This is a genomic window from Limosilactobacillus reuteri subsp. reuteri (genome assembly GCF_000016825.1).
Classification (GTDB): domain Bacteria; phylum Bacillota; class Bacilli; order Lactobacillales; family Lactobacillaceae; genus Limosilactobacillus; species Limosilactobacillus reuteri.
This window is the reverse complement of the sequence record NC_009513.1, coordinates 1,372,501-1,385,611: the sequence shown is the minus strand read 5'-3', so window position 1 is coordinate 1,385,611 and position 13,111 is coordinate 1,372,501. Positions and strand designations below refer to the sequence as shown.

The following is a 13,111-nucleotide window of genomic DNA, read 5'->3' as shown; positions in this document are numbered from 1 at the left end:
GTTCCACGTTATCTTGCTATTGTTTGTAAAAATAGGAGAGGTTGAGAAAAAACTTTTTGCTTTTTCTCAACCTCTCGCTTTTTTATTCATCATCTTCTGGATATTCAATTTGAATGTAGTTACTAGTAATATATTTCTTGCGGCCCACTTGGTACCAGGTAATCTCATCATTATCGTTTAATTTTCCAATTAGGGTAATTGTTTCGCCGTTTGGAATCTCTGCCACTTTATTTCCATAAGGCGCATCATAAACATTGATTGACTTATTATGGAGATAATCGACTTTGGCCTGCACATTCTTCAAGGGAATTACCGTTAAATTATTAATGAGTTTTGACTTTTCTTTCCGGATATCCTGGTTGAATGGATTATCAACAACGTGCATTTGATCGTACTTAATCCATTGGTCAGCGCCGATTTCATACCAAAACTGACCATTCTTAGTCGCAACCCGGTGGAAAGATTTAACTGTAATATCAGCAGGAAGGGGGGCACCGACTGGCATTCCACCAGCTGTATCAAATACCTGTGTCGGAGCATCGAGGTGGAGGTACATTTCAATCGATTGGACCTCTCCCCAATTCTGTTTCCGATAAAAAAGGTGTACAATTCGTTGCCGCATATCAAATGTTCCCTTAGTTTCACCTTCAGTTTTTACATATCGGTAATTAGGAAATTGCTTTTGTTCAATTTGGTATTCTTGACCGATGAATCCGCGTAATAATTGCGGGACGGTAAGGTTTGCTCCTGAATCAATATCATTATAGTAAACCCAGATAGGATTTCCTGTTTTAAACTTGTCAATCATTATTAACACTCCGTAACCTTAATTCTCTATTATTATAGCGCTTTTTAGTAGCTGACACGATAAGGAACGACCATATTTCTCTTGAGAATTGCGAATAGGTGATTTTTTTATTACAATAAGCCTATTCAAATTTATTTAGGAGAAGAAAAATGGCAAAAACTCGGCACCAACAAATTAGGCACAATACGACATTAGCAATCTTTATCGCAATTATTCTCTTACAAGATTTTGTCCCATTTTTTGGTAACATTCCGCTAGGACCGCTTAGTATTACGACCCTTCATGTAACAGTCATTATTGCGGCAATTGTGTTGGGTCCCGTTGATGGCGCAATTATTGGTGGTATTTGGGGGCTCCTGACTTGGGTGCGAGCATTTGTGGCACCAAGTAGTCCGCTGGCTCCCTTAGTTTTTGTTAACCCGCTTGTTTCCGTTGTCCCGCGCATTATGATTGGGATTTTAGCAGGATATACTTTTATTCTTATGTGTCGTTTGGTCAAAGCAAAATATATCGCCGCGGTAAGTGCTGCAATAGTAGGAACCCTTACTAATACTGGCTTGGTATTAGGCTTTATTTATCTATTTTATCGTACTCCAGCAGTTGCGCAAACTTATGGGGTAAATGTTAATCATTTATTAATTGCTTTAGAAACAGTCATGGCGACTAATGGGCTCGCAGAATTGATATTGGCAATTATTATTGTCCCGATGGTTGCTCTTCCGGTATTGGAAGTCCGCCGTCGTTTGGAAGTAAATTGAGCGTAATAAAAAAACGAGGTTGAAAAATTCAGCCTCGTTTTTTTACTCAGTTATTTTTTAGCAATTGTTGGTACTTCTTCAGTTTCTTCGACAACAATGTCACCATTATCATCAAGTTTAGCAACTAATTTATGAGCGTCACTGTGATCAAGAACGTAATCAGCAATCCGGTCTTCGATTTGTTCTTGGATTACCCGACGAAGAGGACGAGCACCCATCTTTGGATCAAATCCCATGTCAACTAATTTTTCTTCAACATTGTTAATGACTTCGATATGCAAGTTCTTATCAGCAAGCATGTTATTAACATCATCAATCATTAAGTTAACGATCTTCATCAAGTCATCCTTGGAGAGGGCATTGAATTGAACAATGTCATCAAACCGGTTTAAGAATTCTGGCTTGAAGTAGTTTGTCAACTTGTCAATGATGGAATGAGTACTACCATTAGACTCAGCACCAAAACCAACGCTTGCTTCTGAATCACCAGTTCCGGCATTAGATGTCATGATAATGATTGTATCCTTGAAGCTAACAGTGCGCCCTTGAGAATCAGTTAAACGACCATCATCCAGAATTTGTAAGAACATGTGCATAACATCTGGGTGCGCCTTTTCAACTTCATCAAGTAAGATCAAGCTATAAGGGTGCCGCCGTACTTGTTCAGTCAACTGACCAGCTTCTTCGTAACCAACATAACCAGGAGCAGCCCCGATTAATTTAGAAGTAGAGGTCTTGTCCATGTATTCAGACATATCGAACCGAATCATAGCATCTTTAGAACCAAACAATTGGAGGGCAAGTTGCTTAGCGGTTTCAGTCTTACCAACCCCCGTAGGACCAACAAAGAGGAAACTACCAATTGGCCGACCAGACTTGTTCAAACCGATCCGGTTACGACGAATGGCACGAGCAACCTTATCCACTGCTTGGGCTTGGCCAATAACATGTTCATCAAGCTTCTTATCAAGGTCGCGAAGTTGATTTTCTTCTTGCTTTTGCAGGTCACCAACTGGAATATTTGTCCGTTCTTCAACGATTCTCTGCATATCCTTAACGGTAACAGTTGCAGAATCTTCAGTATGGTTTTCTTCGGCTTCCTTCTTTGCCTTTTCAAGCTTAGCAACTTGATCGCGGTAGAAAGCTGCCTTTTCATAGTCTTGGTTATCAGCTGCTTGTTGCTTGTGTGCTTCAGCTGTGTGGATTTCATTTTCGATTGCATTTGGATCCACATTTTTAAGCGTTAAGTTCTTCTTTGATCCCGCTTCATCAAGTAAGTCGATAGCTTTGTCAGGCAAGTAACGATCTTGAATGTAGCGGTCAGAAAGTTTAGCAGCTGCTACAATTGCGTCATCTGTGTACTTAACGTGGTGGTAATCTTGATAACGACTTTTGATCCCGTTTAAGATGCGGATTGTTTCTTCAACGGATGGTTCATCAACTTCAACTGGTTGGAATCGCCGTGCAAGAGCAGCATCCTTTTCGATCTTCCGGTACTCATTAAGAGTAGTGGCACCAACTAATTGGAAGTCACCGCGGGCAAGGGCGGGTTTAAGAACATTTCCAGCGTCCATTCCGCCTTCAGCATTTCCCGCACCCATGATTTCATGGATTTCGTCAATAAAGAGGATGATGTTCTTATTCTTACGAACTTCTTCCATTAATTGTTGCATCCGCTTTTCAAATTGGCCCCGAATTCCCGTACCTTGAACTAAGGAAACAACATCGAGCCGGATGATTTCCTTGTTAGCAAGCTTTTCGGGAACTTGGCCGCTAACGATTGCTTGAGCTAAACCTTCAACAACCGCGGTCTTACCAACTCCAGCTTCACCAATCAAGACTGGGTTATTCTTGGTTCGACGGTTTAAAATTTCAATAACTCGTTTAATTTCATTGTCGCGCCCGATGACTGGGTCAATTTTACCTTGGCGAGCGAGATCAGTAAGGTTGATCCCATATTGACCAAGGATTCCTTTTCCATTTCGTCCGCCACCTTGTCGTTGGGATTGGCCGTTCATGTTTTGACCATTAGTACCGGCAGCTTGACTTTGCATATTGTTCATTGCGTTCATGAAGTCTTCGAGGCTTCCAAAACCGAAATTATTCATTCCGTTACCTCCATTCATCATATCTGTTTGTAGATTTTGTAATTTTTGATAACAATTTTGGCAGAGGTCTATTTGAATCCGTTGCCCATTAAAATTCATTTGAAGATGAATTGTGGCTGGATTTTGATGACAGTATTGACATTGCATCTGAATTTAATACCTCCTAAATAATTTCATCAAGAAATGTTTTGACCTTTCTTGACCATTGATTAATATTATACTTACTTTTTATCGCAAAGCAAGCTATAAAACTTAAATATTTTCTTAAATAAAGAGCGATTTTCCGCGTAGCTAAGTTACTTAGGAATGCCGAAAACAGCTTACTTTGATTTTAGCACTCTTTAGCCATGAATGCTAAAATAGAAAGATGAAAGTAATTTCGTGTATAATAAGAAAATAAAATTTTATGTTGAGGTGATTGAATGGCAGAAGAAAATTTTGAGCAATTGTTGGATGACTTGCGAAATAAAAAGATTGATCATTTTGTAATTACCCCTGAGAATTTTCAGCAATTTCAACCGATTTTTCACTCGTATGCATATCGTTCGCAAATTGAAGGCGAAGCGCAACGAGGCGGTAAAGTTATTTATCAATTAAGAGAGCGATAAATCGCAAGATGTAGCCTTGTATTTAACGCTTACAATTGCTAAAATGTAATTATCGAGGTGTATCAGTGGTAAAGCTACTGATAATAAATTAATTATATCTGCTCGAAGGAGACTGATTAATATGGAAAAACGTGAATTTACAATTACTTCTGAAACTGGTATTCATGCTCGTCCAGCTACTATTTTGGTACAAGCTGCTTCAAAGTTTTCATCTGACATTACTCTTTCATACGAAGGTAAGAGTGTAAACTTGAAGTCAATCATGGGTGTAATGTCCCTTGGTGTTGGTCAAAACGCTAAGGTTACTATTACTGCTAATGGTGACGACGAAAAAGAAGCTTTGGACACCGTTGCTGAAACTATGAAGAAGGAAGGATTGACTGACTAATGTCTATACTACTAACCGGACTTGCCGCTAGTAGTGGTATTACGATTGCTCCGGCACACCTGTTAGTAGAGTCAGATCTATCTATAAAAAAACAGCATACAGCTGATGAGAATCATGAGGTCGCCCGGCTTCATGATTCTTTTGCGTTAAGCAAGACCGAACTTCAGCATTTATCTAAGCATGCCCATGAGTTGCTAGGCCAGCGGGCAGTGACGATTATTGATACCCAGATTGCGATTTTAGACGATCCGACTTTACAAAAGAAGATTATTGACCGTATTAATAGCCATCATGATACTGCGGAGTGGGCTGTTAAACGCGTTGAAGATTATTATTTAAGTGTTTTTGAGCGCAAGAACGATAATGAGTATTTATATGCGCGGGCAACTGCCTTACGTGATGTGACCAAACGAGTCTTGAGTCACCTATTGAATGTTTCCCTACCAGACCCAGGGCTTTTAGACCACCGGGCAATCTTTGTGGCTAATAATATTACGCCTACTGATACCGCTCAATTTGATAAACGATATGTTGCAGGGATTGTTACAACTAATGGGGGGCGGACCTCTCATTTTACGATTATGAGTAAGACCCTTTCCTTGCCTGCTGTCGTCGGCGTCAAGAATGCTACTACGATTATTCACGATGGCGACTTGCTGATTGTTGACGGGATTCATGGCAAAGTGATTGTCAATCCAACGAATGAAGAGATTGAGCATTATCGTTTGTTAGCTGGTAAATTTATCCAGGAGCAGCAAAAGTGGGGAGCGTTAAAAGATAAGCAAACCGTGAGTGCTGATGGGCGCCGCTTTGAAGTGGGAGCTAATGTCGGAACATTTGCTGACGTTATTGATGCTCAAGAAGATGGCGCCGAGGGGATTGGCCTTTTAAGAACAGAATTTCTCTATATGAGCAAGGATGAATTGCCAACAGAAGAGCAACAATTTAATGCTTACAAAAGATTTGTTTCGGCGATGAATGAACAGCGGGTAGTCGCCCGAACGCTTGACATTGGCGGCGATAAAAAGCTGGGGATGGTTGCTCTTCCTCATGAGGACAATCCTTACCTAGGTTTTCGTGCCATCAGGATTGGATTGGCACGCCCGGAAATATTACGTCCTCAATTGCGCGCCCTCCTTCGTGCATCCGTTTATGGACGGTTAGCCATTATGTTTCCGATGATTGCAACAATTGAAGAGTTCCAAGCGGCGCGAGCAATTCTTGACGATGAAAAAGAAAAGCTTGAGCAAGCAGGTATTCAAGTTGCTAAAAATATTGAAGTTGGCATGATGCTAGAGATTCCAGCAGTTGCGGTTATGGCTGAACATTTTGCGAAGTATGTTGACTTTTTTAGCATTGGCAGTAATGACCTTATTCAGTACCTATTTGCTGTTGATCGCGGAAATCAGCAAGTAGCATACCTATATCAAGAACTTCACCCGGCAGTTTTACGGATGGTGCGGCAAGTGATTGAAGCTGCGCATGCTGAAGGCAAGTGGGTCGGAATGTGTGGAGAGATGGCTAATAATCCTTATGCGGTTCCTCTATTAATGGCAATGGGGCTTGATGAATTTTCAATGAGCAGTAGTCAGATTTTACGTGTTCGCTCTTTAATTAACCAGTTGAATACGCGCAAATTACAACCATTAGTTCATCGAGCGATTCATGCTGAAACTGCCGCGGCGGTCCAAAAATTAGTGGAAAAGTATGTTCCGCAGGTAAAACTTTAATAAATGAAAATAACTTTCTTGATAGTTCGCACCGTCAAGAGAGTTATTTTTTATTCTCATTATTAAAAGATTTTGTAAAGAAATTTTAATCAGCCTTTCTGAGTCTTGTCACTATTAGAAGGAAGATTTAAAATAACCTAAATCTGTTTTGCGGTTCAGTGAATGCTTTAGTATAATAGCAGTTATGACTAATTATTATCTAGAAAACTTATGATGAAAAAGGAGCAGTTAGGTTGAATATTGGTATTTTTACAGATACATATTTCCCTCAGGTGAGTGGCGTGGCGACTTCGATTAAGACGCTTCGTGATGAATTGATTGCTCAGGGACATCATGTATATATTTTTACGACAACTGATCCTAAGGCGAAACATGATGACGTTGAAAATGGGATATACCGCTTTGCAAGCATTCCCTTTGTTTCGTTTTCTGATCGTCGCATTGCGGTGCGCGGCGTATTTCGGGCTATCAAGCTTGCTAAAAAGTTCCAATTAGATATAGTTCATAATCAAACTGAATTTGCACTTGGAGTTATGGGGAAGACGGTTGCCAAGCATTTGCATATTCCCTGTCTCCATACTTACCATACGATGTATCAAGATTATCTCCACTATATTGCGAATGGCCATATTCTTAAGCCAAATGATGTTGCCCGGCTTGCTCATCTTTATTTAAAAAATATTTCTGGGATTATTGCTCCAAGTGACCGTGTTTTGGATACTTTAACCAGTTATCATGTTGAATCACCAATTCGTGTTATTCCGACTGGGATTAATTTACGGGTATATAGTAAACGCGATTCAGCAGAAGAAATAGCTAATTTAAGGGCAAAGTTAGGCTATCGTGAAGAGACCCCAGTTTTACTTTCGCTTAGTCGTTTAGCGTATGAAAAGAATATCCATTCATTAATAGAAGCAATGCCAGATATTCTTGCTCACAAGCCTGATGCACAGTTGCTGATTGTTGGGGATGGTCCCGCAAGACATACTCTGGAGCGTCAAGTTCGTGAAATGCAGCTTAATGACAATATTAATTTTGCTGGTGAGATTTCAAATGATGAAGTTTACCATTATTACCAGATGGCAGATGTTTTTGTTTCAGCCTCGGATTCTGAATCACAAGGACTGACTTATGATGAAGCCCTTGCCTCGGATTTGCCAATTGTGGTTATGCGTAGTGAATATACTGACCAATTGATTGATGACCCAGCGATTGGCATTAGCTTTCAAAAGCGGGCCGACTTGGTTAAGGGCGTCTTGTTTTACCTTAACCAACCAAAAAACTCAGAATCAAGGTTGAGACGGCAACAAAAGCTACATGAAATCTCAGCAGAAGTCTTTGTTGAAAAGGTTGTTCAGTTCTACCAAGATTGTCAAAACGATATGGCCGTCCATGATGAACTTAATCAAGCTGAAAAATCACATCGTCTTTTTCACCGCCCAAGGAGCTAATGATGATTAAAATAACAATGTTTTCATCTGCAGATAAGGTTGCGGGACAAGGAGTAGGAAGCGCCTACCTTGAATTAATTAACTTGTTGCGCAACCAATGCAGTGACAAATTTGAAATTGAAATCAACCGTTATGGGAAGAGTCAGATCAGTCATTATCATACAATCGACCCGCTTTTTTACTTGTCAACTTTTTCAAAAAAACGGGGCCGAAAGATTGGCTATGTGCATTTTCTTCCTGAGACGCTAGAAGGAAGTCTTACAATCCCGCAACCGTTTCGCGGGCTTTTTTATCATTATATTATTGCCTTTTATAAACGAATGGATCAGTTAGTAGTTGTAAATCCATCTTTTATCAAGCAGTTAGTAGCATACGGGATTCCTGAAAAAAAGATTGCCTATATTCCTAACTTTGTTGATAATGATCGTTTCCATCCATATTCGGCTGTTAAGCGGACTGCTCTCCGAAAAAAATATGGGATTGCTGCCGATAAATTTGTGGTATTAGGAAGCGGCCAGGTTCAAGAACGAAAAGGGGTTCCCGACTTTATCCGTCTTGCTCGCCAAAATCCGGACGTTGAGTTTTTTTGGGCTGGCGGATTCTCTTTTGGTCGTTTAACTGATGGCTATAGTGAATTAAAAAAGGTAGTAGATAATCCACCAGCTAATTTACATTTTACAGGAATCGTTTCGCGGGATAAGATTGCTGAACTGAACAATCTTGCTGACCTATTTCTTTTACCTTCATATAATGAACTATTTCCAATGTCTGTCTTGGAAGCTTTTAGCTGCGGGACACCAGTAATGTTGCGCGATCTTGACCTTTATCATTCTATTATTGAAGGGGATTATGAACCTGCTAAAGATGTCAATGAGATGCAAATGAAGTTGACATTATTACGCAATGATCCTGCACGACTGGCACATTGGCAAAATCAGGCCCAACGAGCTGCTAAGGAATACTCAAAAGAACATTTGGCAGATGTTTGGACTAAGTTTTATCAGGAACAAGCGCGAAAGGGGGATGCTTAGTGAGCAGACGAAATTGGTTAGTATTAAGCATAATGCTAATTATTGGAATTGGAATTCTCGGCTACTCATTACGTAACTCAAACATCCACCTATTGTTACAGGATGTTTCTGCCATTAATTGGGGATGGATGCTCGTTGCACTTGGCTGTATTTGTTTATATTTAGGCTTAGAAGCAGTTGTCGTAAAGATATTTATGAATGATCGTCACGATGGCTTTACCTGGAAGGATGCATTACGATTACCATTAATTGAACAACTATTTAATGGCATTACTCCATTCTCAACAGGGGGACAGCCAGCGCAATTAGTTGCAATGATTCAATCAGGTGTTGATGGGGGATTAGCAAGTTCAGTTCTTTTAATGAAGTTTGTTGTATTCCAGGCAATGATTGTTGTTAACTTTTTGATTAGTTTGTTAATTGGCTTTCATTTTATTGCGGAAAAACTCCATGCTCTTTCATTACTAGTAATATTTGGCTTTTTGATTCACTTAGCGGTAATTGTCGGATTGCTAATGGTGATGTACTGGTATAGTTTTACTAAGAAACTAATGAACCTCGTTATCAAACCAGCTGCCATTTTTATGAAGGCTAACCGATATGAGCATATGAAAGTCGTCTTAAATGAAAAAGTGGATACTTTTTACCAAGAGAGTCTCCGAATGAAGCGAGATTATAAGAAGCTGCTTAAGGTTTGCGTAGTAACTATTTTTCAATTATTCTTTTACTATGCAATCCCATACTTTATTATGCTTGCACTTGGAATTAACCATATTAATTTTGTGATGGTGCTCAGCTTGCACGTTTTAATTTTTATGATTATTTCGCTTTTTCCAATTCCAGGAGGGGCGGGGGGAGCCGAGTATAGTTTTTCCGTTCTCTTTGCAAGTTTTATTCACTCAAATACAAAATTGGTTTTAGCAATGATCTTATGGCGACTACTTACATATTACTTTGGAATGTTCGCCGGAATTGTAGCTGTATTTATAAGGCCGGATAAAGTTAAAAGATAGAAAAAAGGGATTGTGTGAAGACACGATCCTTTATTTGTATGAAGGAGGATTATCCTTGTGAAGGAATCAGAATTATTAGTGATTATTAGACGTTTGATTGCCATGCAAAACAATGATTCAAGAGATCGACAGAAACGGACATTTAAAAAATTTGGTATTCCATTATGCGATGTAACTTATATTCATAGTAGAGAAGAATTTATCTTTGTTCGATATCGACCTTATGAACGTTTTCGTTTTGATGATATTGACCTAGTTGCTATTGAAGTTTTTAACTGTTTATATGATCTTGAGAATACTTTTTAATTTTTTTAGAAAAAACAGTTGACGGGGAATCAAAACCCATGTATAGTAGTTATCGTTGTCAAAGCAGTTAAGTGCTGCTGAGATGGTTTGACAAAAAAGTTAAGAATAATTGTTGACATCTAATTGACGATATGATATATTAATAAAGTTGCTGATTGAGTTATCAATCAAAAGAAATTCAAAGTTAATTAAAATTTCTTCTTGACAAGCTAATCTAATGTATGCTATAATGAATACGTTGATCGGCTACTTGATTGGCCAACAGGTAGACCTTTGAAAACTGAACAAAGTTTCGACGAATCAAATGTGTAGGGTCTTCAATCACGATGTGATTTGAAGCAAAACATTTGCGAAGTCAATTCGCTTAATAACAAAGATAATTGAGAGCTATTCAAGTTCTTATATATTTCATATGAGAGTTTGATCCTGGCTCAGGATGAACGCCGGCGGTGTGCCTAATACATGCAAGTCGTACGCACTGGCCCAACTGATTGATGGTGCTTGCACCTGATTGACGATGGATCACCAGTGAGTGGCGGACGGGTGAGTAACACGTAGGTAACCTGCCCCGGAGCGGGGGATAACATTTGGAAACAGATGCTAATACCGCATAACAACAAAAACCACATGGCTTTTGTTTGAAAGATGGCTTTGGCTATCACTCTGGGATGGACCTGCGGTGCATTAGCTAGTTGGTAAGGTAACGGCTTACCAAGGCAATGATGCATAGCCGAGTTGAGAGACTGATCGGCCACAATGGAACTGAGACACGGTCCATACTCCTACGGGAGGCAGCAGTAGGGAATCTTCCACAATGGGCGCAAGCCTGATGGAGCAACACCGCGTGAGTGAAGAAGGGTTTCGGCTCGTAAAGCTCTGTTGTTGGAGAAGAATATGCGTGAGAGTAACTGTTCACGCAGTGACGGTATCCAACCAGAAAGTCACGGCTAACTACGTGCCAGCAGCCGCGGTAATACGTAGGTGGCAAGCGTTATCCGGATTTATTGGGCGTAAAGCGAGCGCAGGCGGTTGCTTAGGTCTGATGTGAAAGCCTTCGGCTTAACCGAAGAAGTGCATCGGAAACCGGGCGACTTGAGTGCAGAAGAGGACAGTGGAACTCCATGTGTAGCGGTGGAATGCGTAGATATATGGAAGAACACCAGTGGCGAAGGCGACTGTCTGGTCTGCAACTGACGCTGAGGCTCGAAAGCATGGGTAGCGAACAGGATTAGATACCCTGGTAGTCCATGCCGTAAACGATGAGTGCTAGGTGTTGGAGGGTTTCCGCCCTTCAGTGCCGGAGCTAACGCATTAAGCACTCCGCCTGGGGAGTACGACCGCAAGGTTGAAACTCAAAGGAATTGACGGGGGCCCGCACAAGCGGTGGAGCATGTGGTTTAATTCGAAGCTACGCGAAGAACCTTACCAGGTCTTGACATCTTGCGCTAACCTTAGAGATAAGGCGTTCCCTTCGGGGACGCAATGACAGGTGGTGCATGGTCGTCGTCAGCTCGTGTCGTGAGATGTTGGGTTAAGTCCCGCAACGAGCGCAACCCTTGTTACTAGTTGCCAGCATTAAGTTGGGCACTCTAGTGAGACTGCCGGTGACAAACCGGAGGAAGGTGGGGACGACGTCAGATCATCATGCCCCTTATGACCTGGGCTACACACGTGCTACAATGGACGGTACAACGAGTCGCAAGCTCGCGAGAGTAAGCTAATCTCTTAAAGCCGTTCTCAGTTCGGACTGTAGGCTGCAACTCGCCTACACGAAGTCGGAATCGCTAGTAATCGCGGATCAGCATGCCGCGGTGAATACGTTCCCGGGCCTTGTACACACCGCCCGTCACACCATGGGAGTTTGTAACGCCCAAAGTCGGTGGCCTAACCTTTATGGAGGGAGCCGCCTAAGGCGGGACAGATGACTGGGGTGAAGTCGTAACAAGGTAGCCGTAGGAGAACCTGCGGCTGGATCACCTCCTTTCTAAGGAATAAAACGGAACCTACACATCGAAGAAACTTTGTTTAGTTTTGAGAGGCTTACCTCTTAAAACTTTAACCTATAAGACGCTTGTTTGGGCCTATAGCTCAGCTGGTTTAGAGCGCACGCCTGATAAGCGTGAGGTCGATGGTTCAAGTCCATTTAGGCCCATATGGGGAATTAGCTCAGCTGGGAGAGCACCTGCTTTGCAAGCAGGAGGTCATCGGTTCGATTCCGTTATTCTCCATTATCAACCGGAAGGTTGATAGAGTTTGTACTTTGAAAACTAAATACTATCTAATTTCTTTATTAACAAAACAATAAACCGAGAACACCGCGTTATTTGAGTTTTAATTAACGAATTATAATCGCTAACTCAATTAATCAGACAATCTTTGATTGTTTAGGTTAAGTTATGAAGGGCGCATGGTGAATGCCTTGGTACTAGGAGCCGATGAAGGACGGGACTAACACCGATATGCTTCGGGGAGCGGTAAGTACGCTTTGATCCGGAGATTTCCGAATGGGGCAACCCAATCAGCTTAGTCGCTGATTACTTGACTAGTGAATACATAGCTAGCAAGAGGTAGACGCAGTGAACTGAAACATCTTAGTAGCTGCAGGAAGAGAAAGAAACATCGATTCCCTGAGTAGCGGCGAGCGAAAAGGGAAGAGCCCAAACCAACAAGCTTGCTTGTTGGGGTTGTAGGACTGAACATTAGAGTTACCAAAGTGCGACGTAGTCGCAACAGTTGGGAAGCTGTGCCATAGAGGGTGAAAGCCCCGTAGACGAAACGTCACACTCTCTGTTCAGGATCCTGAGTACGGCGGGACACGTGAAACCCCGTCGGAACCCGCGAGGACCATCTCGCAAGGCTAAATACTCCCTAGTGACCGATAGTGAACCAGTACCGTGAGGGAAAGGTGAA

At 41.3% G+C, this 13,111-nt stretch carries 10 protein-coding genes, 2 tRNA genes and 2 rRNA genes (1 of these 14 cut by a window edge); 12 read left to right on the top strand and 2 right to left on the bottom strand.

The window, feature by feature from the left end; genetic code table 11:
* Positions 1-82: 82 nt before the first annotated feature.
* Positions 83-808, bottom strand: coding sequence for a MucBP domain-containing protein (locus LREU_RS07015; RefSeq protein ID WP_003668586.1), 726 nt, complete (start codon positions 806-808; stop codon positions 83-85).
* A gap of 149 nt (positions 809-957) precedes the next feature.
* Here LREU_RS07015 and LREU_RS07010 point away from each other — a divergent pair, with 149 nt between their 5' ends.
* A complete protein-coding gene (locus LREU_RS07010; protein WP_003668584.1) occupies positions 958-1,566 on the top strand; it encodes an ECF transporter S component in 609 nt (202 codons plus the stop codon).
* A gap of 50 nt (positions 1,567-1,616) precedes the next feature.
* Here the strand turns inward: LREU_RS07010 and LREU_RS07005 are convergent, their stop codons facing one another.
* A complete protein-coding gene (locus LREU_RS07005) occupies positions 1,617-3,821 on the bottom strand; it encodes an ATP-dependent Clp protease ATP-binding subunit (protein ID WP_003668582.1) in 2,205 nt (734 codons plus the stop codon).
* A gap of 275 nt (positions 3,822-4,096) precedes the next feature.
* On the opposite strand from LREU_RS07005, the gene LREU_RS07000 reads away from it, so the two are divergent.
* The 11 genes from LREU_RS07000 to LREU_RS06950 all read left to right on the top strand — a co-directional run.
* Positions 4,097-4,282: a protein YkzS gene (locus LREU_RS07000; protein ID WP_003664345.1), complete on the top strand. Its 186-nt coding sequence runs from the start codon at positions 4,097-4,099 to the stop codon at positions 4,280-4,282.
* A 121-nt stretch (positions 4,283-4,403) separates the two neighbouring features.
* Positions 4,404-4,670, top strand: coding sequence for a phosphocarrier protein HPr (locus LREU_RS06995; protein ID WP_003664342.1), 267 nt, complete (start codon positions 4,404-4,406; stop codon positions 4,668-4,670).
* Positions 4,670-6,400, top strand: a complete 1,731-nt coding sequence (ptsP, locus tag LREU_RS06990; RefSeq protein WP_003668580.1) for a phosphoenolpyruvate--protein phosphotransferase — start codon at positions 4,670-4,672, stop codon at positions 6,398-6,400. The genes LREU_RS06995 and ptsP overlap by 1 nt, the downstream gene beginning before the upstream one ends.
* Positions 6,401-6,633: 233 nt before the next feature.
* On the top strand, positions 6,634-7,851 hold the full coding sequence (locus LREU_RS06985) for a glycosyltransferase family 4 protein (protein WP_003668578.1): 1,218 nt from the start codon (positions 6,634-6,636) through the stop codon (positions 7,849-7,851).
* 2 nt (positions 7,852-7,853) lie between these two features.
* Positions 7,854-8,882 carry a glycosyltransferase family 4 protein gene (locus LREU_RS06980; RefSeq protein ID WP_011953518.1) on the top strand — a complete coding sequence of 343 codons (1,029 nt, stop codon included), beginning with the start codon at positions 7,854-7,856 and terminating at the stop codon, positions 8,880-8,882.
* On the top strand, positions 8,882-9,895 hold the full coding sequence (locus tag LREU_RS06975; RefSeq protein ID WP_003668575.1) for a lysylphosphatidylglycerol synthase transmembrane domain-containing protein: 1,014 nt from the start codon (positions 8,882-8,884) through the stop codon (positions 9,893-9,895). Before LREU_RS06980 ends, LREU_RS06975 begins: the two co-directional genes overlap by 1 nt.
* Before the next feature lie 57 nt (positions 9,896-9,952).
* Positions 9,953-10,201: a YkuJ family protein gene (locus LREU_RS06970; protein ID WP_003668573.1), complete on the top strand. Its 249-nt coding sequence runs from the start codon at positions 9,953-9,955 to the stop codon at positions 10,199-10,201.
* Positions 10,202-10,609: 408 nt separating this feature from the next.
* Positions 10,610-12,185, top strand: a 16S ribosomal RNA gene (locus LREU_RS06965).
* Between the two features lie 93 nt (positions 12,186-12,278).
* A tRNA-Ile gene (locus LREU_RS06960) sits at positions 12,279-12,353 on the top strand.
* Positions 12,354-12,356: 3 nt separating this feature from the next.
* Positions 12,357-12,429: transfer RNA gene (locus LREU_RS06955), tRNA-Ala, on the top strand.
* Positions 12,430-12,588: 159 nt separating this feature from the next.
* Positions 12,589-13,111: ribosomal RNA gene (locus LREU_RS06950) — 23S ribosomal RNA — on the top strand (it continues 2,400 nt past the right edge of the window).
* The 16S and 23S rRNA genes sit together here with 2 tRNA genes alongside, the layout of an rRNA operon.